Source organism: Shinella sp. GW821-FHT10F02, from assembly GCF_058809275.1.
This window is the reverse complement of record NZ_JBXASL010000004.1, coordinates 355649-380054: the sequence shown is the minus strand read 5'-3', so window position 1 is coordinate 380054 and position 24406 is coordinate 355649. Positions and strand designations below refer to the sequence as shown.

Below are 24406 nucleotides of genomic sequence, written 5' to 3'. Positions count from 1 at the left end.
CCAACGGGGCTTCATTTTCCGGGCTTTTTGCCCTATGGAAGCGGCCATGAGCGAACAAACCCTTTCTCCGCCTGTCATGAGCAACACCCGCAAGGTCTTCGTGAAGACCTACGGCTGTCAGATGAACGTCTATGACAGCGAGCGCATGACGGATGCGCTCTCGAAGGACGGCTACCAGGCGACGGACGTGCTGGAAGAGGCCGACCTCGTCCTCCTCAACACCTGTCACATCCGCGAGAAGGCGGCGGAAAAGGTCTATTCCGAGCTCGGGCGCCTGCGCGACATGAAGAAGGCGCGCGCGAAGGACGGCCGCGAGATGGTGATCGGCGTCACCGGCTGCGTCGCCCAGGCCGAGGGCAAGGAAATCCTGCGCCGGGCGCCGGCCGTCGATCTCGTCATCGGCCCGCAGACCTATCACCGCCTGCCGGACGCGCTGCGTCGCGCCAAGGGCGGCGAGCGCGTCGTTGAGACGGACTATGCGATCGAGGACAAGTTCGAGCACCTGCCCCCGCCGGAAAAGGCGAAGACCCGCGCCCGCGGCGTTACCGCCTTCCTCACCGTGCAGGAAGGCTGCGACAAGTTCTGCACCTTCTGCGTGGTGCCCTATACGCGCGGCTCCGAAGTCTCCCGCCCCGTCTCGCAGATCGTCGCGGAAGCTGAACGGCTGGTGGATGGTGGCGTGCGCGAGATCACGCTGCTCGGCCAGAACGTCAATGCCTGGCACGGCCTCGGCCCGGACGATGCCGAATGGGGCCTTGGCGACCTGCTCTATCGCCTCGCCGAGATCGAGGGTCTCGCCCGGCTGCGTTATACGACCAGCCACCCGCGCGACATGGACGACCGCCTCGTCGAGGCGCATCGCGACCTCCCGAAGCTGATGCCCTACCTGCATCTGCCGGTGCAGTCCGGCTCCGATCGCATCCTCAAGGCCATGAACCGCCGGCACACGGCGGCCGAATATATCGCCCTCATCGAACGCATCCGCGCCATCCAGCCGGAGCTTGCGATCTCGGGCGATTTCATCGTCGGCTTCCCCGGCGAGACCGACCAGGACTTCGAAGACACGATGCGCCTCATCGAGACGGTCGGTTATGCACAGGCATTTTCGTTCAAATATTCCATCCGCCCCGGCACGCCAGGCGCGGAGATGGACGGCCATGTCGCGGAGGACGTGAAGTCGGAACGCCTTGAAAGATTGCAGGCTTTGCTGTTTCGCCAGCAGCGCGACTTCGCCCGCGCCTGCATCGGCAAGGAGATCGACCTGCTCCTGGAGAAGCCTGGACGCATGCCCGGACAGCTCGTCGGCCGGTCGCCCTGGCTGCAGCCTGTGAATGTTGATGCAAAAGCGTCGGAAATCGGTGACATTATCAGGGTACGAATCACGGATGCCGGCCCCAACAGCCTCTTCGCCGAAGCGATCGAGGTGACGGGCTTAACCGCAAGGAGCACGACCGCTTGAACGGACACGAACTGATGACGTCATCGCCGCGCCAGTCGAAGACCCAGACCGACGCCAATCACTTCGTGCTGACTTTCGAGAACAATCGATACGCAAGCGAGCTCTTCGGCCAGTTCGACCAGCATCTCAAGCTCATCGAGCAGCGCCTCGGCATCGATGCCCGCGCCCGCGGCAATTCCGTCTCGATTTCCGGCGACGTGGTGGCGACCAACCAGGCCCGCCGCGCGCTCGATTACCTCTATGGACGCCTGCAGAGCGGCGGCTCGATCGAGCTTTCCGATGTCGAGGGCGCCATCCGCATGGCGATCGCAGCCGACGACCAGCTTTCGCTGCCGACCATGGAGCGCAAGGCCAAGCTTACCATGGCGCAGATTTCCACCCGCAAGAAGACTATCGCCGCCCGCACGCCCATGCAGGATGCGTATATCCGCGCGCTGGAGCGCTCGGAGCTGGTCTTCGGCGTCGGGCCGGCCGGCACGGGCAAGACCTATCTCGCGGTGGCGCATGCCGCCCAGCTTCTGGAGCGCGGTGCGGTCGACCGCATCGTCCTCTCCCGTCCGGCCGTCGAAGCCGGCGAGCGCCTTGGCTTCCTGCCGGGCGACATGAAGGAGAAGGTCGATCCGTACCTGCGGCCGCTCTACGACGCGCTCTACGACATGATGCCCGGCGACAAGGTGGAGCGGGCGATTACCGCCGGGGTCATCGAAATCGCCCCGCTCGCCTTCATGCGTGGCCGTACGCTCGCCAACGCGGCCGTCATCCTCGACGAGGCGCAGAACACGACCTCGATGCAGATGAAGATGTTCCTGACGCGCCTCGGTGAAAACGGCCGCATGATCGTCACCGGCGACCCGAGCCAGGTCGACCTGCCGCGCGGCGTCAAGTCCGGCCTGGTCGAAGCCCTGCAGATCCTCAAGGGCGTCGAAGGTGTCTCGGTCATCCGCTTCAAGGATGCCGACGTCGTGCGTCACCCGATGGTCGCCCGCATCGTCCGGGCCTACGAAGCCCAGACGGCCGTGCAGGACGAAAGCGAGCAGATGGACCGCTGAGGCGGTCCAAAAGTCCAATGAGCGAACTCGACATCCAGATTTCTGTTGAAGAGGGCACTTGGCCCTCGGAAGAGATTTTGCGCGCGACCAGTGAACGTGTGCTCGGCACTGCGGCGAGCTTTCTCGTGCGCGAGGAAAAGCAGCCATTCCCGAAGACGGGCGCGCCGGAAGTCTCGCTGGTCTTTACCAGCGACGCCGAAATCCGCGGCATCAATGCCGAATGGCGCAGCCAGGACAAGCCGACCAACGTTTTGTCCTTCCCTGCCTTCCCGCTGACGCCCGGCAAAATGCCTGGGCCGATGCTCGGCGACATCATCTTTGCGCAGGAGACGCTGAGCCGCGAAGCGGGCGAACTCGGCAAATCTTTCGACGATCATCTCACGCATCTCTTGGTGCATGGATTTCTGCATCTCTTCGGCTATGATCACATGGAAGACGACGAGGCGGAAAAAATGGAAGGGCTCGAGACTCGCATTCTTGCCGAGCTTGGCCTATCTGACCCATACGGGGATGGCCCCGATGAATAGTTTGGACCAATGAGCGACTTCAGAAACCAGTCGGTAGCGACGGAAAAGACCGAGGCGGACGCCTCAAGCGACGAGGCGGGCAGTAGTAGCAGCGCGCCGAAGCAGGAAAGCGGGGGCCGATCATCGTTCTGGTCCCGCGCCGCCCGGCTTTGGCGCATGACCGGCGCCTCCAGCCTGCGCAAGGACCTTGCAGCAGCCCTGATGACGGAGGACGAAGGAGGCGAACCCGCCTTCGCGCCTGAAGAACGGGCGATGCTGCACAACATTCTTCGTTTCCGCGAGGTGCGGGTCGAGGACGTCATGGTGCCGCGTGCCGATATCGAGGCCGTCGACCAGGACATCACGATCGCCGAGCTGATGGTGATCTTCGAGGATTCCGGCCGCTCGCGCATGCCGGTCTATAATGAGAGCCTCGACGATCCGCGCGGCATGGTCCATATCCGCGACCTTCTCGCCTATGTCACCAAACAGGCCCGCAACAAGCGCCGCACCGGCGTAAAGGCTGCGCCCGCCAATGGCGAAAAGCCGCCGCGCACGCCGAAGGCGGAATTCGACCTCGGCCGCGTCGATCTGTCGAAGACGGTCGCCGAGGCCGGCATCATCCGCCAGGTCCTCTTCGTGCCGCCCTCCATGCTCGCCGCCGACCTGATGGCGCGCATGCAGGCCGACCGCACGCAGATGGCTCTGGTCATCGACGAATATGGCGGCACGGATGGTCTGGCTTCGCTGGAGGACATCGTTGAGATGGTCGTCGGCGATATCGAGGACGAACACGACGACGACGAGGCGATGATCCAGCGCGTCAGCGACGACGTTTTCATCGCCGATGCGCGTGTCGAGCTCGAAGAGCTTGCGGAAGTGATCGGTTCGGATTTCGACATTCGCGACCAGCTCGAAGACGCCGATACGCTGGGCGGCCTGATCTTCGCCTCGCTCGGCCGCATTCCGGTGCGCGGCGAGGTGGTGCAGGCGGTGCCGGGCTTCGAATTCCATGTGCTCGATGCCGATCCGCGCCGCGTCAAGCGGGTGCGCGTCACGCGCAAACGCGCCGGTTCCGTCCGCCGCCGCGAGCGCAAGCCGGAAGGCGAGGCCCCGGCCTTTGGCGCCGATCGGCCGAAAGTGCCGGAGCAACAAAACGATGGGGCGAATGCCGAATAGGCAGCCCCGATCCTGTCTTTTGAAGTGACCCACGCCTTGCTCCGCCGTAAAGCGGGACAAGGCGTTGATTTTTTGGAAGACTGGCGCCGGCTGATTCGGGGAAAAAAGGGGACGGCATGGAGCGGCTCGCGGGCACGGTCATGCTCCTGTCTGGGACGAGACGGGCGCTTGCGGCATTTCTTGCGGGCTTGATCGGGGTTCTGGCGCTGCCGCCTTTCGGCTTCTTCGCCGCCCTTTTTGTGTCCTTCACGCTTCTCGTCTGGCTGCTCGATGGCGCGACCGCGGCCCCCGGTGCAGGGTTTAGCCGACGCTTGGCGCCCGCTTTCCGCATCGGCTGGTTCTTCGGTTTCGGCTATTTCGTCGGCGGCCTGTGGTGGCTCGGCAATGCGCTGCTCGTCGAGGCGGACGATTTCGCCTGGGCGCTGCCGCTCGCCGTCTTCGGCCTGCCGGCCTTCCTCGCGCTCTATTACGGTTTCGCCGCCGCACTCGCCCGCCTGTTCTGGTCGGATGGCATGGGGCGCATCGCAGCACTCGCTTTCGCTTTCGGCATCGGCGAGTGGCTGCGCGGCACGCTTTTCACCGGCTTTCCCTGGAACGCCGTCGGTTATGGCGCCATGCCCGTGCCGCTCCTCATGCAGTCCGCCGGTCTTCTGGGCATTGCCGGCATCAATGCCCTCGCGGTCTTCGTCTTCGCAGCACCTGCACTTCTCGGCACGCGTCGCGGCCGCGGCGTCGGGCTGACGCTCGCCACGCTGCTCTTTGCCGCCCATGCCGGCTACGGCTACTACGCCCTCAATGTGGTGCCGGCGCCGGAGAGCGAGACGACCGTCATCCGTCTCGTCCAGCCGGTGATCGATCAGGCGATGAAGCTCGACGATTCCGCGCGTGCGCAAATCTTCGAACGTCACCTGTCGCTGAGTGCCGCCGCACCCGAAGAGGGCGGCAAGCGGCCCGATATCGTCGTCTGGCCGGAAACCTCCATCCCCTTCATCCTGACGGATAATCCGGACGCGCTCGTGCGCATCGCCGAGGTTCTGGAGGACGACCAGGTGCTGATCGCCGGCGCGGTGCGCACGGAAAGTGCCGGCACCGGCAAGGCGCCGCGCTACTACAATTCCATCTACACGATCGACGGCAAGGGCCAGATCATCGGCGCGGCCGACAAGGTGCATCTCGTGCCCTTCGGCGAATACATGCCGTTTGCCGATTTCTTCGAAGGCCTCGGCGTGAGTGCCGTCGCCATGCCGGGCGGTTTCTCCGCGGCCCGCGAGCACCCGCTCTTGACGGCGCTCGGCAAGGGCTTTTATCCGCTGATCTGCTACGAGGCGATCTTCCCCTCCGAGATCAACGGCTCGGCCGACACCGCCGCCGCCCTGCTCAACGTCACCAATGACGGCTGGTTCGGCAACTCACCGGGCCCCTACCAGCACTTCCACCAGGCCCGCCTTCGCGCCGTCGAGCGGGGGCTGCCACTGATTCGCGCGGCCAATAACGGCATTTCGGCCATCGTCGATGCCAAGGGACAGGTGCTTTCGGGCATGGCGCATGATGTTCCGGGCTTTGTGGATGCAACCCTTCCGGGCAAGTTTGCCGCCGGCGAGCGGGCAAAGTGGCAGAACTGGTCGTTTCTGGTTGTAGTGGCGATGCTCTTTGCGACGGCGAGCATTTCTCGCATTGGTTTTAGAAACAGGGTGAATTGACCCAAAACCCCTAAAATAGCATAGTGCACGCCGCCGGCCGTTTTCCTGTATTGTGGCGCCCTTCAGGGGTTGCGCATACAACGTGACGTTAAGTCTTCGTTAAGGCTGCCGGCAGGGTGGGGCCATTTCCGCGCGTTAGGACACACAGTGATGATGGAAAACAAAAAGAAGCCGAATCCGATCGATATTCATGTCGGCAGCCGGATCAGGCTTCGCAGGACCATGCTCGGCATGAGCCAGGAGAAGCTGGGCGAAAGCCTCGGCATCACCTTCCAGCAGATCCAGAAATACGAGAAGGGCACGAACCGTGTCGGCGCCAGCCGCCTGCAGAACATTTCCAGCATTCTCAATGTGCCGGTCGCGTTCTTCTTCGAGGACGCGCCGGGCGACCACGCGGACACGCAGGTCGGCTTCGCCGAAGCATCGAGCTCCAACTACGTGGTCGACTTCCTGTCGTCCTCCGAGGGCCTGCAGCTCAACCGGGCTTTCGTCAAGATCGGCGATCCCAAGGTGCGCCGCAAGCTCGTCGACCTGGTCAAGGCACTCGCCGCCGAAGCCGAGATCGAATAATCGGTTTCTCCTGGCGGTGGATGAAAGAGCGGTCCTTCGGGGCCGCTTTTTGTGCGTAGGGGGCATCATATTTTTGGCGTATCCCAGGCGGAATAGCGCCTGAAAGTTCAGGACATAAACATATTCTTATGTCCTTCTGTGCTTGTTTTTCCCCTGCGAACTGAATAACAACGTCGAAGTCCATTTTCTTTGAGGGGAATTCCCGCATGCGCAGCAGCTATCTGTTCACCAGCGAGTCCGTCGCCGAGGGGCATCCGGACAAGGTGTGCGACCGTATCTCCGACGAAATCGTCGATCTGGTCTACCGCGAAGCCGTGAAGTCGAAGGTCGATCCGTGGTCGGTCCGCATTGCCTGCGAGACGCTTGCGACGACCAACCGCGTGGTGATCGCCGGTGAAGTGCGCCTGCCGCCGAGCCTGCTCAAGAAGGACAAGGACGGCAACGACGTCATCAACCCCTCGAAGTTCAAGTCGGCCGCCCGCAAGGCGATCCGCGACATCGGCTACGAGCAGGACGGCTTCCACTGGAAGACGGCGAAGATCGACGTGCTGCTGCACTCGCAGTCCGCCGATATCGCCCAGGGCGTCGACAACGCCTCCGACAAGCAGGGCGATGAGGGTGCCGGCGACCAGGGCATCATGTTCGGTTACGCCTGCCGCGAAACCTCGGAACTCATGCCGGCGCCGCTTTATTATTCGCACCGCATCCTCCAGCTTCTCGCCACCGCCCGCAAGAAGGGCGAGGGCGATGCCGGCAAGCTCGGCCCGGACGCCAAGAGCCAGGTCACCGTGCGCTACGTCGACGGCAAGCCGGCCGACGTCGCCTCGATCGTTCTGTCCACCCAGCATCTCGATGAAAGCTGGGATTCGAAGAAGGTCCGCGAAGTCGTCGAGCCCTATATTCGCGAAGCGCTGCACGACCTGAAGATCGCCGACGACTGCGTCTGGTACATCAACCCGACGGGCAAGTTCGTCATCGGCGGCCCGGATGGCGACGCCGGCCTCACCGGCCGCAAGATCATCGTCGACACCTATGGCGGTGCGGCACCCCACGGCGGCGGCGCCTTCTCCGGCAAGGACACGACTAAGGTCGACCGTTCGGCCGCCTACGCCGCGCGCTACCTCGCCAAGAACGTCGTAGCCGCCGGCCTTGCCGACCGCTGCACGATCCAGCTCTCCTACGCCATCGGCGTCGCCCAGCCGCTCTCGGTCTATGTCGACCTGCACGGCACGGGCAAGGTCAGCGAAGACGCCGTCGAGGATGCGATCCGCAAGGTCATGGACCTGTCGCCGTCGGGCATCCGCCGCCATCTCGACCTCAACAAGCCGATCTACGCCCGCACCTCCGCCTATGGCCATTTCGGCCGCAAGGCCGGCCGTGACGGTTCCTTCTCCTGGGAGCGCCTCGACCTCGTCAAGGCCCTCAAGGACGCGCTGAAGCACTGAGGCGACCATGAGCGATGCAGAGCGCCCCAGCCGCGCGAGCGAAGCCTTCTTCGGTCGCCGCAAGGGCAAACCGTTGCGGGAGCGGCAGGCGCAGCATCTCGAAACATTGCTGCCGGAGCTGAAGGTCGATCTTTCGACCCCGGCCCCGGCGGACATCACGACGCTTTACGATTTCAAGCCGACCCGCATGCGCCTCGAAATCGGCTTCGGCGGCGGGGAACATCTCATCCATCGCGCGCAGGAGCAGCCGGAGACCGGCTTCATCGGCGTCGAGCCCTTCGTCAATTCCATGGCGAAGCTGATCGGCCGTGTCGAGGACACGGGCGCGAAGAACATCCGGCTCTATGATGACGATGCGACGGTGCTTCTGGATTGGCTGCCGGCGGCGTCGGTCGACCAGATCGACCTGCTCTATCCAGACCCTTGGCCGAAGAAGAAACATTGGAAGCGGCGCTTCGTGTCCAGGGTCAATCTGGACCGTTTTGCCCGGGTGCTGAAGCCCGGCGGGCTCTTCTGCTTCGCGTCCGACATCGACACCTATGTCAACTGGACGCTGATGCATTGCGGGGCACATCCCGCTTTCGTGTGGACCGCCGAAAACGCGGTCGACTGGCTGACGCCGTTTGCCGGCTGGCCGGGCACGCGCTACGAGGCGAAAGCCAAGCGCGAGGGCCGCGGATCGGCCTATCTCACCTTCCGTCGGTCCTGACGGAAGGTTTCAATCCGGTATCAGTGCAGGCTGACGGTGCGCAGGTCGTCCTCGGCCGCCTTGTAGAAGGTGCTCGAACGGTTGTCGGTGAGCAGGATCGGCGTGCCGTCGGCGCCGAACAGCGCCCAGAGGTCGAGGCTCGGGTCGATTTCCGGGGCTTCCGGGAAGACGCGCGACACTTCGTCCGCCTTCATCTTGCGAATATACCCGACTTCGCCTGCGCCGAGATGCGCAAGATCTGCCTTCGAAACACTGGGGGTTACAGTCTTCAGTCCCATCTTTGCCTCCATGGCAATACCGGCACTTGCCGGCCACCGGACGCCCACGGCCACAATGGCCCATCGGTGCGTCAGGCGATCAGGTTACGCTCGAGACGATCCGGCGGGTGTTCCCGCGGGAACGGCTCATGATCTAGTCTGATACGGAAATGTTAATTTTCTTTACCATTCGGATCGGCTCCGGCCGTACGAGATCGACCGAGAGCAGGCCGTTCTTCAGCTCCGCGCCAGAAACGCGCATGCCGTCGGCAAGCACGAAGGTGCGCTGGAACTGGCGGGCCGCGATGCCGCGGTAAAGATAATCCCGCTCGCCGCTGTCGACCTGGCGGCCGCGGATGACGAGCTGGTTTTCCTCCGTCGTCACGTCGAGCTCTTCTTCCGAAAAACCCGCGACGGCGAGCGTGATGCGCAGAAGCTCCGGCGCGCCCGTATCACCGTTCGGCCGCAGCCGTTCGATATTGTAGGGGGGATAGCCATCGTTGCCCTTGGCGATACGCTCAAGGGTCTTTTCCATGGCGTCGAAACCCAGGAGCAGCGGGCTCGTGAAAGGGGTCATGCGTGACATCGTCTAGTCCTTGGCTTCAAGCGACCGTGAGGGGACCCGACCTCGGCATCCCTTCGGGTGCAATATGGTGATTGCGGCGCGGGGGCGCAAGACGCTTGCGATCGGCGATTTCGCAAATATAGTCGCCGCTTCGCCTGCCGAATGTCGGTGGGAAAAAGGAAGAGACAAGGGACGCAAGCGGCATGTCTGAGCCACGCAAAATCATCATCGACACCGATCCCGGCCAGGACGACGCCGCCGCGATCATGCTGGCGCTCGGCAGCCCCGAACTTGAGATCCTCGGCATTACCACCGTCGCCGGCAACGTGCCGCTTTCGCGGACCTCCACCAATGCCCGCATCATCCTGGAATTCTGCTCCCGCCCCGACATCAAGGTCTTCGCCGGCGCCGACAGGCCGATCGCCCGCCCGCTCGTCACCGCCGAGCATGTGCACGGCAAGACCGGCCTAGACGGCCCCGAGCTGCACGAGCCGCAAATGCCGCTGCAGGAGCAGCACGCCGTCGATTTCCTCAGCGAGACGCTGAAGCGCGAGCCTGCAGGCTCCGTCACGCTCTGCACGCTCGGGCCGCTCACCAACATCGCCACTGCGCTTGAGCGCGCGCCGGAGATCGCGGGGCGCGTGCGCGAACTCGTCATGATGGGCGGCGGCTTCTTCGAGGGCGGCAACATCACGCCGGCCGCCGAGTTCAACATCTATGTCGACCCGGAAGCCGCCGCCGCGGTCTTCAAGTCCGGCATCCCGATCGTTATGATGCCGCTCGACGTGACCCACAAGGTGCTGACGCTGAAGAGCCGGATGGCCAAGCTGCGCGCCATCGGCAGCCGTCCGGCGATCGCGCTGGTCGAGATGCTCGATTTCTTCGAGCGCTTCGACATCGAGAAATACGGCTCCGACGGCGGCCCGCTGCACGATCCGACGGTCGTCGCCTACCTCCTGAAACCGGAGCTTTTTTCCGGCCGCGACTGCAATGTCGAGGTGGAGGTGGCGTCGCCGCTTACTGTCGGCATGACCGTCGTCGACTGGTGGCAGGTCACCGGCCGCAAGCACAATGCCCGGGTCATGAAGGACATCGACGCCGACGGCTTCTTCGCGCTGCTCACCGAGCGCGTCGGCCGCCTCTGATGCCCGGTCCTCGCAATGCGGCGCCCGGTGCCGAGGGCCGCTTCCACAAGGAGATGATGGGCCTCTACGACCGCTTCTCCGCGCTCGGCTTCCGCCCGGTGCTGCTGCGCCGCTTCGTGCTGCTCAATGGCGGCGTGGCGGCGGCGAAGGAACTGGTCTTCAAGCCCGGCACGACCGGCCTCGAACGCCTGCTCGACGCCGGCAAGGCGGAGCTCTCCATGGAGGCGCTGATGCTGCGGCCGGAATACCAGGCCCTCTTTTCCGAGCTGGAACTGAAGGAGGCCACGCAGCGCCTGGCAAGCGCCAGCCGCTCGCGCTCCCGCGGACGATTGCAGGCGCAGCCGACCGAGCGGAAATAGTGCTCCCAACGAAAAAGGCCGGCGTCTCCGCCGGCCTTTTTATTTGCTGTTATAAGCCTCAGAACTCTTGCCAGTCGTCCTGTGCAAGCGCCGTGTTGCCGGCGACCTGCGGCATGGCACGGGCCGTCGTGCGCGGCGCCTGATAGGCGGCGCGCTGCGGCTGGACGTCGCGTCGCACCGACTGCTGCACGGGCTGGCTGGCGGCCATGCCGCCATTGCCGGCGCGGAAGCGGGCGACGAGCGACTTCAGCATCTGAGCCTCGTCGTTCAGCGCCATGCTGGCGGCGGTGGTTTCTTCCACCATCGCGGCGTTCTGCTGGGTCACCTGGTCCATCTGGTTGACGGCCGCGTTGATCTCCTTGAGGCCGACGGCCTGTTCGGAGGCGGAACCCGAGATCTGGCGGATGAGGCCGTTGATCTGGATGACCTGGTCGGCGATGTTTTCAAGCGCACCACCGGCCTTGCCGACGAGATCGACACCTTCGCGGACCTGCACCTCGGAGGTGTTGATCAGCGTCTTGATCTCCTTGGCGGCATTGGCCGAGCGCTGGGCAAGCTCGCGCACTTCCTGGGCGACGACGGCAAAGCCCTTGCCGGCTTCACCGGCACGCGCTGCTTCCACGCCGGCGTTGAGCGCCAAGAGGTTGGTCTGGAAGGCGATGTCGTCGATCACGCCGATGATGTTGGAAATCTCGGTCGAGGACTTTTCGATGCCACGCATGGCGTCGATCGCCTTCTGTACCACTTCGCCGGACTTGCTGGCGTCGTTGCTCGCCGTCTCCACCGACTTGGCGGCGACGCGGGCGTTTTCAGCGCTCGAATTGACCTGCGAGGTGAGCTGGTCGAGTGCCGCCGCGGTCTCTTCGAGGCTTGCCGCCTGCTGTTCGGTGCGGTGCGAGAGATCGGCCGCGCCCTTGGAGATTTCGCCGGTGCCGCCGCCGATATTGCCGACCGAGGCGTTGACCGTCTGGATCGTCTCTTCGAGGCTGGCGATCGCCGAGTTGAAGTCGGTCTTGAGCTTGCCGTACTCGCCCGGGAAATCGCCGGAGAGGCGGAAGTTCAGGTTGCCCGAGGAGAGCTGGGCGAGGCCATCGGCGAGGCGGCCGACGATATCGCGCTGGAGGGCGCTCGATTCGGCGCGCTCGGCTTCCGAACGGCCGCGCTCGGCTTCCGTCAGTTGGCGCTGGCTGTTGGCTTCCGCTTCCAAGCGCTTGGTATCGGCGAGCTGATGGCGGAACCCTTCGAGCGCCTTGGCGACCGAGCCCGTTTCGTCCGAGCGGTCCTGGCCGGCGATCGGCTGGGTATAGACGCCATTGCTGAGCGTCGCGACGTCCGAGACGAGGCCGGCGAGCGGCTTCTGCACGAAGATGCGGACGGCGAAATAGAGCCCGAGCAGCACGGCGCCGAGAACGATCAGGCCGCCAAGGATCATCATATAGGTCTGGTCGTTGACCGGCGCGTTGATCGCAGCGCGCGGAACGTCGAGCAGCACGAGCCAGGTCGTGTTGATGTCGGGAAGCGCGAACGGGTAGACCAGGCGGTCGAAGGAAGCGAGTTCGTCGAAGGAGAGGTTTTCGATGCGGCCGGCCTTACCAGTGGCGAGCGCCTCCTTGACGATGTCGACACCTTCACCCTCATAGGGCTTCATGAGGAGATCGGCATTGGGCGCGACGATCCAGTTGCCGGTCTGCGACAGCAGCATGACGCGGCCGGTGCCGAACGGGTTCATCTTGCTGAGCTTCTCATAGAGCGTCTTCAGCGAGACATCGACACCCGTGACGCCGATGAACTTGCCGCCGGAAACGACCGGGTAGGCAATCGACGCCATCGTGAAGTTTTCACCCGTCGTGGTTTCGGCATAAGGCGAGCTCATGGCGCCCTTGCCGCTCTTGGCGGCCAGCGAATACCATTCGGCCTTGTAGTCGGATTCGAAGGTCGACAGCAAAATCGAGCCGTCCTGGCGTTTCGTCCAGTAGGGGTTGAACGTACCGTCCTTGAACGTGCCGGTTTCCAGCTGCGCGGGCGTCTCCTTCGACTTGCCGTCGAAGGCGTTCGGCTCTTCCGCAAACCAGCTGCCGAGCGCAAAACTGTTCTTTTCGGTGTTCGCCTTGAGGATATTGACGACTTCCTTGCGGTCCATCAGGCCGGAGGAATGGCCCTGCTCGATCACGCCGCCCATGGCGCGGGCAGCACCTGCCAGCGCGCCGATATCGGCGGCGATATCGGCGGCGATCGCCTTGGCCTGGGTGTCGGCTTCGGAATAGACGAGATCGGCCACACGGCTCTGCGTCTCGCTGATCAGCACGGTGTTGGAGGCGAGCATCACCAGGGCGATCGTGCCGCCGGTGACGGCGATAAGCTTGGTCGCGAGCGACTTGGCCTTGAAATTGAACATGAAATCCTCACGAGCAGAAACGTCCGCGGCGCGGGCAGCCGCGAAGGAGCACATTCGAAAGCGGGGTGGTCTCCATCATGGAGGGCGGGGCGCGCGACCAGCGCCAGAGACGGAACGCGCCTTTCAAGGCACGCTGTCTAAGACTTCAGTAACCCATAAAATATTAATAAAGAGCCAAATTTCCCGGCAACAAATCGGCCCAACCGGCTGAATTTGCAGGCGTCACAAGGATGCGACGCCTGCTGTGCCATTTGCGAAATCCTGAGGCTAGATTTCGGCGTCGACGGCGCTTGCAAAGGGGATGGAAGGCTGGGCGCCGGGCTTCAGGCAGGCGAGCGAGCCGGCGACGGCCGCGCGGCGCAGCGCGTCCTTGAAGGCGAGGCCGGCATCGAGCGAGGCGGCAAGATAACCGCAGAACGTGTCGCCCGCACCCACCGTGTCGACCGGCTCGATGGCCAGGCCCTTGGCGCGGTGGATCTCCCCCTTGCGGATGGCGACGACGCCATCGGCCCCGAGGGTGACGATGATCGTCTGGCCGCTCTGGGCGTGCAGCGCGCGCATCGTCGCCTCCCGTTCCTCGTCCGAAAGCTCGCCCTTGCCGATGAAGAGGTCGAACTCCGTCTCGTTGGCCACGAGAATATCCGCGATGGCGCCGAGGCGCTTGGCGTCGCCGGTAAAGGGCGCGATGTTGATGATCGAGGTCACGCCCTTCTGCTTGGCGCCGACAAGGGCCGCTTCGATGGCGCTTGCGGGGATTTCGAACTGGAGCATGAGGTAGTCGCCGCGCGACATCGCGCCGATCGTCCGCTTGGCGTCCTCGCCGGTCACTGTGCCATTGGCGCCGGGCACGACCACGATGACGTTCTCGCCATCGGCGGCAACGAGGATATGCGCGGTGCCGGTCGCTTCCGCCGCGACGCGCACGCCGTTCTGGTCGACGGCGGCATCGGCCAGAAGGGCGAGCGCCTGGCTCGCCAGCCGGTCGTCGCCGACCGCACCCGCCATGCGCACGATGGCGCCGGCGCGGCGCGCGGCCAGCGCCTGGTTGGCGCCCTTGCCGCCGGCAGCCGTGGTGAAGCTCGTGCCCATCACCGTCTCGCCGGGCTTCGGCAGGCGGTCTGGCGTGGCGATGAGGTCCATGTTGATGGAGCCGAAGACGGTGATCATGAGAAGTGCCCCTTGTCGTTTCCGCCGGACACTGCCCGAGGCGGTCAGTCCTCGTCAACTACCCTCAGGCGCAGTTGGCCCGTTCGACTCTCGACAGTCTTCTCCGCCGGCGGGGAAACGCCCGAAACCGCCTCGAATTCCATGTCGCCGATGCGTGCGCCGCGCCGCGCGAGCTTTTCGGTCGAGGTGAGGATCAGGTCGACATCCTTCTGCGCCGACGTGAAATGGCCGTGCAGCTTGCGCACTCGGTCGTCGAGCCGCGTCAGGTCGTCCATCAGGCGCACGACCTCGCCCTGGATGACATGGGCCTGCTCGCGCATGCGCTGGTCCTTCAGCAGCGCCTGGAGCACCTGCACGGAGAGCATCAGCAGCGATGGCGAGACGATGACGATGCGCGCGCGGTGCGCCCGCTGCACGACGCCCTCGAAATTCTCGTGGATGCTGGCGAAGATCGATTCCGACGGCACGAAAAGGAAGGCGGTGTCCTGCGTTTCGCCGGGCAGCAGGTATTTTTCGGCGATATCGCGGATATGGGTCTCCATGTCGCGGCGAAACTGCTGGGCGGCGACCTTGGCGGCTTCCGGCGGGCGCCCGTCCGCCATGGCATTCCAGGCCTCCAGCGGGAATTTCGCATCCACGACGAGCGGCGGCTGGCCGTTCGGCATGCGGATCGTGCAGTCCGGGCGCACGCCGTTGGAAAGCTGCGCCTGAAACTGGTAGGCGCCGTGCGGCATGGCATCCGCGACGATCGTCTCCATGCGCGACTGGCCGAAGGCGCCGCGCGTCTGCTTGTTGGAGAGGATCGCCTGCAGGCCGACCACGTCCTTGGCGAGCGACTGGATGTTGGTCTGCGCCGTGTCGATGACCGCGAGACGCTCCTGCAGGCGCCGCAGGTTTTCATGGGTCGAGCGCGTCTGTTCGGAAATCGACTGGCCGAGGCGCTGCGTGAGACCGTCGAGGCGGGAATTGATCGCCTGGTTGGTCTCGGACTGCTTGCTGCCGAAAACCTCCGCCATCGCGGCGACGCGGCCCTGCATCTCCGTCTGGGCCTTCATCAGCTCGGCAAAGCGCAGCTCCGCCATCACCGCCGCTTCCCGCTGGCGCGCCTGGCCGCGGCGGGCCGAGATCAGGCCGAAGACCGCGAGAAGGACCGCTGCCAGCAGCACGAGCGCCGGCCCGGTGCCGCCGAGCCGGGCAAGGAAGGAGGTCAGCATCGTGTCAAAGGCGGGATCGATCATGGCCGGACCATAGCACGCTTTCAGGCGAAAACCAGATCATACCGTGAACAAATTGGCGGCGTCGCGCGCGTATAGCTGGGCAAATCCGATTGAAAGCGCAAAAAAACCGCGCTAAGGAGGCGCATGACCATCAAGCCGCTGATTATCCTCCCCGATCCGATCCTCCGCCAGGTCTCGAAGCCTATCGAGACCGTGGACAGCGAGGTGAAGAAGCTCGCCGACGACATGCTGGAAACCATGTATGATGCGCCGGGCATCGGCCTTGCCGCCATCCAGATCGGCGTTGCGCGCCGCATGCTCGTGCTGGACGTGTCGAAGGACGGCGAGGACAAGGCGCCGCTCGTCTTCATCAATCCCGAAGTCGTGACCTCCTCCGATACGCGTTCCGTCTACGAGGAAGGCTGCCTGTCGATCCCGGATTATTATGCCGAGGTCGAGCGCCCGGCGGCGATCACGGTGAAGCACCTGGACCGCGACGGCAAGGAACAGCTGACCGAGGCCGACGGCCTGCTCGCCACCTGCCTGCAACATGAGATCGACCACCTGAACGGCGTGCTGTTCATCGATCATATTTCCAAGCTGAAGCGCGAGATCGTGATCCGCAAGTTCACCAAGGCGGCAAAGCTGCGCGGCAGCAAGGCGATCTGACCGGGCATCACGGTCCGGTCCGCACCATTTCACACGGAGGCTGACCGATGGCCCTACGCATCATTTTCATGGGCACACCGGATTTCTCCGTCGCCACGCTTGAGGCGCTGGCCGGCGCCGGCCACGAGATCGTCGCCGTCTATTCGCAGCCGCCGCGCCCCGCCGGCCGCCGCGGCCTCGAACTGGTGAAGTCTCCCGTCCATCAGGCCGCCGAACGGCTCGGCATTCCGGTCTTCACGCCGGTCAATTTTCGCGACGAGGTCGATCGCGCCGCATTTCGCGCGCTGAATGCGGATGTCGCGGTCGTCGTCGCCTATGGGCTGCTGCTGCCGGAGGCGATCCTCAACGGCACGCGGCTCGGCTGCTACAATGGCCACGCCTCGCTTTTGCCGCGATGGCGGGGTGCGGCACCCATCCAGCGGGCGATCATGGCGGGGGATGCCGAAACCGGCATGATGGTCATGAAGATGGACAAGGGCCTCGATACCGGCCCCGTCGCGCTGACCGCCCGCGTGGCGATCGGCGAGACCATGACCGCCGGCGAACTGCACGATGCGCTGATGCAGGCGGGCGGCGCGCTGATGGCGGAGGCCATGGCGAAGCTGGAAGCCGGCGACCTGCCGCTGACGGAGCAGGCGCAGGAGGGTGTGCTCTATGCCGCCAAGATCGACAAGGCGGAGACGCGCATCGATTTTTCGCGCGCCGCGCGCGACGTGCATAACCATATCCGCGGCCTCTCGCCGTTTCCCGGCGCCTGGTTCGAGCTGCCGGTTGCCGGCAAGCCGGAGCGTGTCAAGGTTCTGGCGAGCGAGCGGGCGGACGAAACCGCCACCAAGGCCGCCGGCAGGGTGCTCGACGACCGGCTGACGATTGTTTGCGGCGACGGTGGCGCGGTGCGGCTCGTGCGCTTGCAGAAGGCCGGCGGCAAGCCGCTGGATGCGGCGGATTTCCTGCGCGGCACACCGGTCGCGTCCGGCCAGGTCATCGCCTGATGCCGCGCTACCGGCTCCTGGTCGAATATGACGGCACGCCCTATGTCGGCTGGCAGCGGCAGGACAACGGCCACTCCGTGCAGGGCGCCATCGAGGCGGCGATCCTGTCGCTGACGGGCGAGGCCGTCTCGATCCGCGGCGCGGGGCGTACCGATTCCGGCGTGCATGCCATGGGGCAGGTCGCCCATGCCGATCTCTCGCGCACCTGGAAAGAACACACGCTCCGCAACGCGCTGAACGCCCATCTCGGCATGGCGCGCGAGCGCGTCTCCATCCTCGATGCGGCGGAGGTGCCGGAGGATTTCGACGCGCGGTTCTCGGCTAAAAGGCGGCACTATCTCTACCGCATCATTTCGCGCAAGGCGCCGCTGGCGCTGGAGGCGAACCGAGCCTGGTTCGTCGCGAAGGACCTCGATCACGCGGCAATGCATGCGGCGGGGCAGGTGCTGGTCGGCAAACATGATTTCACCACCTTCCGCGCCGCCCAGTGCCAGGCGAACAGCCCGATCCGCACCATCGACCGGTTGGAGGTGACGCGCAGCGGCGATCTGATCGAGATGCGCGTTGCGGCGCAGAGTTTCCTGCACAACCAGATCCGCTCCTTCGCCGGCACGCTGAAGCTCGCGGGCGAGGGCAAGTGGTCGGTGGAGGACGTGCGCGCCGCCCTCGAAGCGCGCGACCGCAAGGCCTGCGGCCCCGTGGCGCCGCCGGACGGGCTCTATTTCATGGCCGTGGACTACTAAGCCGGCAGCGTGCCCAGAATGCGCTGCAATTCCTGCCCGGCGATCATCGGCGGCAGCACGAAGATCGCCGTGATGGCGGCGGCGAGCAGCGTCTGCTTGCCGACGCACATCCAGACCAGGCGGAATTGCAGCACGACGCTGGCGCCGAACACCGCATAGAGCAGCAGGCCGGCAAAGGGCGCGCTTTCGGGCAGCAGGAGCGTCATCGCGAAGGGGACGGCGGCGGCATAGGCGAAGGGCACGGCGATCCAGTTGCTCGCCGTCACCACCACGCCGAGCTGTTTGCCATAGCCGAGCGGGCGGGCGCCGACGGCGAGCAGCACCAGCGGCAGCAGCCAGCCCGCAAGATCGATCACCAGCAGCTTGACGAAGAAGGCGACGCCCGCCGGCGTTCCCGCCGGCATGCTGCCGAGATAATAGAGGCGCCAGGAGGCCCAGATGACGGCGAAGGCGGGCAGGCACCAGACGATCGCCCAGAAGGAGCGCGTAAGCCCGCGTAGCGTCAGGTCCAGCCAGCCGAAGCCGTCCTGCTTCTGTCGCACAAGCAGGAAGACACCGGTCAGGTAGTGCAGGACCTCGTCAAGCCCGGGCATCGCCGAACCAGCGTTCGATGAAGGTCTGGTAGATCACGGTCAGCGTTTCGAGGTCGGCAACGACCACCCGCTCGTCCACCATGTGCATGGTCTGGCCGACAAGGCCGAATTCCACCACCGGGCAGTAATCCTTGATATAGCGCGCATCGGACGTGCCGCCGGTCGTCGACAGTTTTGGCGCCCGGCCGGTGACGGCTTCGATGGCGCCGGACATGGAGGCGATCAGCTGGTTGTTGCGCGTGAGAAAGACGTGGCTCGGCCGCTCAGCCCATTTGACGTCGTAGCGCACGGGTTCGCGGCCGGGGCGCAACGTCTCGTCGCGCGCGGCGGCATCGAGCCGGCGCACGATCTCCTGCATCACGGTTTCGGCAGTCCAGGTATCGTTGAAGCGGATGTTGAAGCTTGCGCTCGCCTGCGACGGCACGACGTTGGTGGCACGGTTGCCCACATCGATCGTCGTCACTTCGAGGTTCGACGGCTGGAAACTCTCGGTGCCGGCATCGAAGGGCGGATGCATCAGCGCGCCGGTGAGCGCGATCACGCCGCGCACGGCATTGTCGGCGAGATGCGGATAGGCGGCGTGGCCCTGCACGCCGTGCACGGTGATCGTGCCGGAGACGGAGCCGCGGCGGCCGATCTTGATCATGTCGCCAAGCTGGTCCGGATTGGTCGGCTCGCCGACGAGGCAGGCATCCCAGCGCTCGCCGCGTTCCGCCGCCCATTGCAAGAGCTTGATCGTGCCGTTGACGGCCGGGCCTTCCTCGTCGCCGGTGATGAGGAAGGAGATGGAGCCCTTCGGCGGGCCGTTCTTTTCGATATGGCGCGCAACGGCGGCGACGAAGCAGGCAATGCCGCCCTTCATGTCCACGGCGCCGCGGCCGAACATCTCGCCACCGGCAATATCGGCGCCGAACGGGTCATGCGTCCAGGCGGCGGCATCGCCGACGGGCACCACATCCGTATGGCCGGCGAACATCAGGTGCGGGCCTTCCGTGCCGATGCGGGCGTAGAGGTTCTCGATATCCGGCATGCCGGGCTCGCTCGCCGTCATGCGCTCCACCGTGAAGCCGAGCGGCGCCAGCATGGCGGCAAGCGCCGTCAGCGCGCCGCCTTCGGCGGGCGTCACGGAGGGGCAGCGGATGAGCGTGGCGAGATTGGCGATCGGATCGGCAGAGGTCATGGGCATGCGGTCACAACGCGAGAGGGGAGACGTGGGTTTGAGGTTTAGCCGATCGCCCGGGGCCTGTCACGAGCCGCAGTCAGTCCTTCGGGCGGTTGGGCTGGTCGCCATATTCGTTCGGCCCGTTCGTGCCGGGCCAGACCAGGAAGGCGATGAGCGCGAAGAAGGAGATGGCGGGGATGAACAGGCAGATGATCAGCGGCACCGGCAGGTTCATGTCGTGCAGCCGCTTGACCGTCAGCAGGACGGAGGAGACGGTGGAGACGATCGCCGTGCCGATGAAGACGAAGGACCAGAGGAGGAAGGACGGATCCTCCTTCGGCACGATGATGATGCGGGCGAGCGAGGCCGAAAGCAGCATGAGCCAGAAGGCCCAGCCGAGCGCGAAGGGCGCCCGGCTCACCCGGCCGGACCAGCCGAAGAAGAGCCAGGCGAGGCTCGGCCTCTGCTCCTCGACGGCTGCCATGGCTCAGTCCCTCAGAAGTTCGTTGATGCCGGTCTTCGAGCGGGTCTGTGCATCGACGCGCTTGACGATGACGGCGCAGTAGAGGCCGGGGGCCGGCAGGCCGTTCGGCATGGTCTTGTCCGAGGGCATGGAGCCCGCGACGACGACGGAATAGGGAGGCACTTCGCCGTAGCTGACGTCGCCCGTGGCGCGGTCGACGATCTTGGTCGACTTGCCGATGAAGACGCCCATGCCGAGCACGGAGCCCTCGCGCACGATGCAGCCTTCGACGACTTCCGAGCGCGCGCCGATGAAGCAATTATCCTCGATGATCGTGGGACCCGCCTGCATCGGCTCCAGCACGCCGCCGATGCCGACGCCGCCGGACAGATGCACATGCTTGCCGATCTGCGCGCAGGAGCCGACCGTCGCCCAGGTATCGACCATCGTGCCTTCGCCGACATAGGCGCCGAGATTGACGAAGGAGGGCATCAGGATGGCATTCGGCGCGATATAGGCCGAGCGGCGCACGACGCAGTTCGGCACGGCGCGGAAGCCGGCCTTCTCGAATTCGTTGACGCTCCAGCCGTCGAACTTGGAGGGCACCTTGTCCCACCAGGAGGATTCACCGGGGCCGCCCTTGACGATTTCCATCGGGTTGAGGCGGAAGGAGAGCAGCACGGCCTTCTTGAGCCACTGGTTGACCGTCCAGTTGCCATCCTCGCCACGCTCGGCGACGCGCACCTTGCCGGTGTCGAGCAGGTTCAGCGCGGTCTCCACCGCATCGCGGATTTCGCCGCGCGTGCCGGTGGAAATGCTGTCCCGTTCCTCGAAGGCGCGGTCGATGGTGGCGGAAAGGGCGGACAGGTTGGATGTGCTCATCGGAATTCCTTAAACTTCGACGCTTATTTTCGATGGTCGGGATGCCGGAAGGTTGATTTCATCAATCTAAAAAATGCTCTAGAGCAAGTGCCGGGAAAGATGAAGCCCCTTTCCGGCAGATACTGTCGCACGGGCGAAATGGTAATCCCGTAGGACGGAAAAGCAGGAAAGTGACATGGCAAAACTGAAGAAGAAGAACCTGCGCCGCAAGGACGGCGTCTGGGACCCGTTGGCCGACAGCGCGCAGGACAAGCACCGCGCCTCCGTCGTGCCGCAAACGCCGCAATCGGCAAACCCCGCTTACCGCCTCGCCTATGTCGACGACGATTTCCTCTGCCGCGAGGAGCTGCGCCCCGTGCGCCTCCAGCTCGAACTGCTGAAGGTCGAGATGATGCTCGCCGAGCGCGGCATCAAGTCGACCGTCGTGATGTTCGGCGGCGCGCGCATTCCGGCCCCCGGCCAGGACGCCTGGGCGGCGCGCAACGAGACCCAGCGCGCCAATCTCGAAGCCGCCTCGGTTTACTACGAGGAAGCGCGGAAATTCGCCCGCATGTGTTCCGAGCGCTCGGCCGAGCTGGACTACAAGGAATATGTCGTCGTCACCGGCGGCGGGCCGGGTGTCATGGAGGCGGGCAATCGCGGCGCGGCCGATGTCGGCGCACCCTCGATCGGCCTCAACATCGTGCTGCCGCACGAGCAGGCGCCGAACCCCTATGTGACGCCGGAGCTCAGCTTCAACTTCCACTATTTCGCGATCCGCAAGATGCACTTCCTGCTGCGCGCCAAGGCGGTCACGGTGTTTCCGGGCGGTTTCGGCACGCTCGACGAGCTGTTCGAGACGGTCACGCTGATGCAGACGGGGCGCATGGCGCTGGTGCCGCTCATCCTGTTCGGCAAGGAATTCTGGCACAAGATCATCGATTTCGACGCACTCGCCGCCTTCGGCACAATTGCCCCGGGGGATGTCGAATTGATGCAGTTCGTCGAGACGGCCGACGAGGCCTGGAACATTATCGTCGACTTCTACGAGAAGCTGGAAGCCGAAAGCGTCGCCGTCGCTGCGGCGCACGGCTGAGACAGACGAACCGGCCTTGGCCGGACCGCCACCTCTCCTCCGTCATGCTCGGGCTTGACCCGAGCATCCACGCCCTGAGTGCCGCATCGATCCTCGGGTCAAGCCCGAGGATGACGTGGTGGGGAGGGACGGCGTCCAAAAAAAACGCCCCGGCAATCAGCCGGGGCGTTTTGAGTTGGTCGTGCTGATTATTTGCTGCGCCTGCCCATTTCGTCGGCGGTGATGAAGCCGTCGGCGTTGGCGTCGCGCTGCTTGAACATGGTGGCGGCCGCCGTTTCCATTTCCGCCTTGGTCAGCGTGCCGTTCTTGTCGGCGTCGGCACGCTCGAACATGCGGCTGCCCATGCGGTCCATGCGCGCGTCGCGCAGTGCCTTGCGGGCTTCCTGCCGGGCTTCGCCATCGGTCGTCTTGACCTCGCGGAATGCCTTGCGGGCGTCGCGGAAGGCGTCACGCTTCGCATCGACCTCGGCCTTCGTCACCTCGCCGTTCTTGTCCGCGTCGAAGCGTTCGAAGGTCTGCGAGGCGCGCGCCAGCATTTCGTCCTGGGAGAGCTTGCCGTCGCTGTTGGCGTCGAGGCGCTTCAGCATGCGTTCGGCGCGATCCTCGCGGTTCTTGCCGTGATGGCCCTTGCCCTTGTGCTGGCCGGCATCGGCCATGTCGAGTGCACCATCCTTGTTGCGGTCGCGGCGTTCGAAGATGGTTTGAGCGGACGCGAGAACCTCCGCTTCGGAGAGCGTGCCGTTCTTGTCGGTATCGGCGCGGTCGAACATGCGCCCGGCGCCCGGCAGCATGACAGGGCCTGCGGCGCGTAGCGCCTCGATCGCCTTGTCCTTGTCCTTGTCGGCGCCGGCCGCATCGCGGACGGCCTTGCGGGCCTGCCGGAAGGCATCGTGGCGGGCCTTGATCTCGTCCTTCGTCACCTGGCCGTTGCCATCGGCGTCGAAGGTCTTGAAGGTTGCCGAAACATTCGTCTTGAATTCGTCGAGCGAGACCTTGCCGTCCTTGTTGCCGTCGAGGCGCTCGATCATGGCAGCGCCGCGCTGGCCATGTTTGCCTTCGCCCTTGGCGGCGAAAGCGGGGGCGGTGGCGCCCGAGAGAAGAAGTCCGGCCGCAACGGCACCGAGGAGAAGTTCTTTTCCAGTCATGGTCGTTTCCTTGTCCATCCATCATCGTCCCTGATGGCAGGATAGGGAGAACGCCGGCTTGCGCCAGTTACAAATTGGTAATTCAACCTTTTGACGAATAAGGGTTTTTTCCGTGTCCGGAATGTGGCGGGCTAGAACATTTCCAGCCGAAGCGGCATCGCTTCGGCGTCGGATAATGCGGCAAAAAATCTAGAGCAGCGCCTTGAGGAAACCCGTCAGGTCCGAGGTCATGTAGTCGATGTGCTGGTCCGCGTCCGAGCGCTTTTCCCAGGCATCGGCGAACTCGTGATGCTCGTCGCGCGGTGTCAAAAGCACGGTCTTCATGCCGAGCGCCTTGGGCACCAGCAGGTTGCGCGGCAGGTCCTCGAACATCACGGCATGGTTCGTGTCCACCCGGTGCAGCGCCATGAACTTGTCATAGGTCGCACCCGCCGGCTTCGGCACATATTCCGCCGCCACGATATCGAACACGTCGTCGAAATGGTCGAAGATGCCGAGCGCACGCGCGGCCATCTCGGCATGTTTCACGCTGCCATTGGTGAAGATGAACTTGCGGCCGGGCAGGGCCTTGATCGCTTCGCCGAGGTCGACGTCGGGCGCCAGGACCTCATAGTTGATGGCATGCGCCTTTTCGAGGAAGTCCGTCGGATCGACGCCGTGGTGCAGCATCAGGCCCTGCAACGTCGTGCCGTGCTCGAAATAATATTGCTTCTGCAAGGCGCGCGCGTCTTCACGCGAAAGCCCGAGCAGCGCCGAGACGTAAGCCGTCATGTTCTTGTCGATCTGGGCGAAGAGATCGACGTGATGCGGATAGAGCGTGTTGTCCAGGTCGAAGACCCAGTCACGCACATGGGCGAAGTCGGCTTTGCTCGGAAGGTCGGTCATGGGCCGTCTTATGACACGGGCCAAAGCAGAGGGAAACGGAATTTTCCGTGGCGGACGGCGCGGGTGATGGATTTG

At 64.7% G+C, this 24406-nt stretch carries 25 protein-coding genes; 14 read left to right on the top strand and 11 right to left on the bottom strand.

From position 1 onward, the window contains the following. Positions 1-46: 46 nt before the first annotated feature. From miaB to trmB, 8 genes are all read left to right on the top strand, one after another. Positions 47-1459: a tRNA (N6-isopentenyl adenosine(37)-C2)-methylthiotransferase MiaB gene (gene miaB / locus AC1RWL_RS14975; protein ID WP_493095149.1), complete on the top strand. Its 1413-nt coding sequence runs from the start codon at positions 47-49 to the stop codon at positions 1457-1459. Beyond that, complete coding sequence (locus tag AC1RWL_RS14970) at positions 1456-2508, top strand: PhoH family protein (protein ID WP_256118064.1); 1053 nt, start codon at positions 1456-1458, stop codon at positions 2506-2508. Before miaB ends, AC1RWL_RS14970 begins: the two co-directional genes overlap by 4 nt. A 17-nt stretch (positions 2509-2525) precedes the next feature. Next, positions 2526-3035 (top strand): rRNA maturation RNase YbeY, encoded by a 510-nt coding sequence (gene ybeY, locus AC1RWL_RS14965; RefSeq protein WP_493095148.1) that lies wholly within the window; start codon positions 2526-2528, stop codon positions 3033-3035. Between the two features lie 9 nt (positions 3036-3044). Beyond that, positions 3045-4193 (top strand): hemolysin family protein, encoded by a 1149-nt coding sequence (locus tag AC1RWL_RS14960; RefSeq protein ID WP_493095147.1) that lies wholly within the window; start codon positions 3045-3047, stop codon positions 4191-4193. Positions 4194-4309: 116 nt separating this feature from the next. After that, positions 4310-5893 carry an apolipoprotein N-acyltransferase gene (gene lnt / locus AC1RWL_RS14955; RefSeq protein WP_493095146.1) on the top strand — a complete coding sequence of 528 codons (1584 nt, stop codon included), beginning with the start codon at positions 4310-4312 and terminating at the stop codon, positions 5891-5893. Between the two features lie 150 nt (positions 5894-6043). Continuing rightward, positions 6044-6463, top strand: coding sequence for a helix-turn-helix domain-containing protein (locus AC1RWL_RS14950; protein WP_435266713.1), 420 nt, complete (start codon positions 6044-6046; stop codon positions 6461-6463). A gap of 206 nt (positions 6464-6669) precedes the next feature. After that, positions 6670-7908 carry a methionine adenosyltransferase gene (gene metK, locus AC1RWL_RS14945; protein WP_256118056.1) on the top strand — a complete coding sequence of 413 codons (1239 nt, stop codon included), beginning with the start codon at positions 6670-6672 and terminating at the stop codon, positions 7906-7908. Between the two features lie 7 nt (positions 7909-7915). After that, positions 7916-8617, top strand: coding sequence for a tRNA (guanosine(46)-N7)-methyltransferase TrmB (trmB, locus tag AC1RWL_RS14940; RefSeq protein WP_435266712.1), 702 nt, complete (start codon positions 7916-7918; stop codon positions 8615-8617). Between the two features lie 20 nt (positions 8618-8637). Here trmB and AC1RWL_RS14935 read toward each other — a convergent pair whose 3' ends face one another. After that, on the bottom strand, positions 8638-8895 hold the full coding sequence (locus AC1RWL_RS14935; RefSeq protein ID WP_319323808.1) for a BQ00720 family protein: 258 nt from the start codon (positions 8893-8895) through the stop codon (positions 8638-8640). Positions 8896-9028: 133 nt separating this feature from the next. Then, complete coding sequence (locus AC1RWL_RS14930; protein ID WP_327506619.1) at positions 9029-9460, bottom strand: Hsp20 family protein; 432 nt, start codon at positions 9458-9460, stop codon at positions 9029-9031. Between the two features lie 182 nt (positions 9461-9642). Between AC1RWL_RS14930 and AC1RWL_RS14925 the strand changes: the two genes are divergently transcribed. Next, on the top strand, positions 9643-10584 hold the full coding sequence (locus AC1RWL_RS14925; protein ID WP_493095145.1) for a nucleoside hydrolase: 942 nt from the start codon (positions 9643-9645) through the stop codon (positions 10582-10584). After that, on the top strand, positions 10584-10943 hold the full coding sequence (locus AC1RWL_RS14920; RefSeq protein ID WP_493095144.1) for a hypothetical protein: 360 nt from the start codon (positions 10584-10586) through the stop codon (positions 10941-10943). Before AC1RWL_RS14925 ends, AC1RWL_RS14920 begins: the two co-directional genes overlap by 1 nt. 58 nt (positions 10944-11001) lie before the next feature. Here the strand turns inward: AC1RWL_RS14920 and AC1RWL_RS14915 are convergent, their stop codons facing one another. The 3 genes from AC1RWL_RS14915 to AC1RWL_RS14905 form a co-directional block, all read right to left on the bottom strand. After that, positions 11002-13338, bottom strand: coding sequence for a methyl-accepting chemotaxis protein (locus AC1RWL_RS14915; protein WP_493095143.1), 2337 nt, complete (start codon positions 13336-13338; stop codon positions 11002-11004). A gap of 267 nt (positions 13339-13605) precedes the next feature. Further along, the gene (locus AC1RWL_RS14910; RefSeq protein WP_439614903.1) at positions 13606-14505 is read right to left on the bottom strand and encodes a ribokinase; all 900 of its coding nucleotides are present in this window, start codon (positions 14503-14505) and stop codon (positions 13606-13608) included. Positions 14506-14549: 44 nt separating this feature from the next. Beyond that, positions 14550-15743, bottom strand: a complete 1194-nt coding sequence (locus tag AC1RWL_RS14905) for a DNA recombination protein RmuC (protein WP_493095142.1) — start codon at positions 15741-15743, stop codon at positions 14550-14552. 123 nt (positions 15744-15866) lie between these two features. Between AC1RWL_RS14905 and def the strand changes: the two genes are divergently transcribed. The 3 genes from def to truA are packed head-to-tail and all read left to right on the top strand — an operon-like array spanning position 15867 to position 18126. After that, positions 15867-16391, top strand: a complete 525-nt coding sequence (gene def, locus AC1RWL_RS14900) for a peptide deformylase (RefSeq protein ID WP_439625606.1) — start codon at positions 15867-15869, stop codon at positions 16389-16391. A 47-nt stretch (positions 16392-16438) separates the two neighbouring features. After that, positions 16439-17383, top strand: coding sequence for a methionyl-tRNA formyltransferase (fmt, locus tag AC1RWL_RS14895; RefSeq protein ID WP_493095141.1), 945 nt, complete (start codon positions 16439-16441; stop codon positions 17381-17383). Beyond that, on the top strand, positions 17383-18126 hold the full coding sequence (gene truA / locus AC1RWL_RS14890) for a tRNA pseudouridine(38-40) synthase TruA (RefSeq protein WP_493095140.1): 744 nt from the start codon (positions 17383-17385) through the stop codon (positions 18124-18126). Before fmt ends, truA begins: the two co-directional genes overlap by 1 nt. Here the strand turns inward: truA and AC1RWL_RS14885 are convergent. The 4 genes from AC1RWL_RS14885 to dapD all read right to left on the bottom strand — a co-directional run bounded on the left by AC1RWL_RS14885 (position 18123) and on the right by dapD (position 21226). After that, entirely contained in the window at positions 18123-18719 is a 597-nt protein-coding gene (locus AC1RWL_RS14885; protein WP_493095139.1) for a hypothetical protein, read from the bottom strand. The two genes, truA and AC1RWL_RS14885, sit on opposite strands and share 4 nt — an antisense overlap. Then, entirely contained in the window at positions 18706-19899 is a 1194-nt protein-coding gene (gene dapE / locus AC1RWL_RS14880) for a succinyl-diaminopimelate desuccinylase (RefSeq protein ID WP_493095313.1), read from the bottom strand. Before dapE ends, AC1RWL_RS14885 begins: the two co-directional genes overlap by 14 nt. A 79-nt stretch (positions 19900-19978) precedes the next feature. Further along, positions 19979-20365, bottom strand: coding sequence for a DUF805 domain-containing protein (locus AC1RWL_RS14875; protein WP_256118043.1), 387 nt, complete (start codon positions 20363-20365; stop codon positions 19979-19981). Between the two features lie 3 nt (positions 20366-20368). Further along, complete coding sequence (gene dapD / locus AC1RWL_RS14870) at positions 20369-21226, bottom strand: 2,3,4,5-tetrahydropyridine-2,6-dicarboxylate N-succinyltransferase (RefSeq protein ID WP_493095138.1); 858 nt, start codon at positions 21224-21226, stop codon at positions 20369-20371. Between the two features lie 175 nt (positions 21227-21401). On the opposite strand from dapD, the gene AC1RWL_RS14865 reads away from it, so the two are divergent. Further along, entirely contained in the window at positions 21402-22301 is a 900-nt protein-coding gene (locus AC1RWL_RS14865; RefSeq protein ID WP_435266701.1) for an LOG family protein, read from the top strand. A 188-nt stretch (positions 22302-22489) separates the two neighbouring features. On the opposite strand, the gene AC1RWL_RS14860 is transcribed toward AC1RWL_RS14865, so the two are convergent. After that, the gene (locus AC1RWL_RS14860) at positions 22490-23446 is read right to left on the bottom strand and encodes an EF-hand domain-containing protein (protein ID WP_493095137.1); all 957 of its coding nucleotides are present in this window, start codon (positions 23444-23446) and stop codon (positions 22490-22492) included. A gap of 189 nt (positions 23447-23635) precedes the next feature. After that, positions 23636-24331, bottom strand: coding sequence for a pyrimidine 5'-nucleotidase (locus AC1RWL_RS14855; RefSeq protein ID WP_493095136.1), 696 nt, complete (start codon positions 24329-24331; stop codon positions 23636-23638). Positions 24332-24406: the final 75 nt, after the last annotated feature.